This is a genomic window from Kitasatospora sp. NPDC101108 (genome assembly GCF_055584725.1).
In genome coordinates this window covers 1-1,031 of sequence record NZ_JBVJLM010000057.1, presented here as the reverse complement: position 1 = coordinate 1,031, position 1,031 = coordinate 1, and the positions used below count along the sequence as shown (strand labels likewise).

Genomic DNA, 1,031 nt, shown 5'->3' with positions numbered 1-1,031 from the left:
CTGAGGACAAGCCCTCGGCCTATTAGTACCGGTCAACTCCACCCCTCACAGGGCTTCCATATCCGGCCTATCAACCCAGTCGTCTACTGGGAGCCTTACCCTCTCAAGGAGGTGGGAGTGCTCATCTCGAAGCAGGCTTCCCGCTTAGATGCTTTCAGCGGTTATCCCTCCCGAACGTAGCCAACCAGCCATGCCCTTGGCAGAACAACTGGCACACCAGAGGTTCGTCCGTCCCGGTCCTCTCGTACTAGGGACAGCCCTTCTCAACACTCCTACGCGCACAGCGGATAGGGACCGAACTGTCTCACGACGTTCTAAACCCAGCTCGCGTACCGCTTTAATGGGCGAACAGCCCAACCCTTGGGACCTACTCCAGCCCCAGGATGCGACGAGCCGACATCGAGGTGCCAAACCATCCCGTCGATATGGACTCTTGGGGAAGATCAGCCTGTTATCCCCGGGGTACCTTTTATCCGTTGAGCGACGGCGCTTCCACAAGCCACCGCCGGATCACTAGTCCCTACTTTCGTACCTGCTCGACCCGTCAGTCTCACAGTCAAGCTCCCTTGTGCACTTACACTCAACACCTGATTGCCAACCAGGCTGAGGGAACCTTTGGGCGCCTCCGTTACCCTTTAGGAGGCAACCGCCCCAGTTAAACTACCCACCAGACACTGTCCCTGATCCGGATCACGGACCCAGGTTAGACATCCAGCACGACCAGAGTGGTATTTCAACGGCGACTCCACAACAACTGGCGTTGCTGCTTCAAAGTCTCCCACCTATCCTACACAAGCCGAACCGAACACCAATATCAAGCTATAGTAAAGGTCCCGGGGTCTTTCCGTCCTGCTGCGCGAAACGAGCATCTTTACTCGTAATGCAATTTCACCGGGCCTATGGTTGAGACAGTCGAGAAGTCGTTACGCCATTCGTGCAGGTCGGAACTTACCCGACAAGGAATTTCGCTACCTTAGGATGGTTATAGTTACCACCGCCGTTTACTGGCGCTTAAGTTCTCAGCTTCGCCC

At 55.9% G+C, this 1,031-nt stretch carries 1 rRNA gene; it reads right to left on the bottom strand.

What is annotated here, in order from left to right:
- Window positions 1–2: 2 nt before the first annotated feature.
- A 23S ribosomal RNA gene (locus ACZ6Z8_RS39205) occupies window positions 3–1,031 on the bottom strand; the annotation flags it as partial.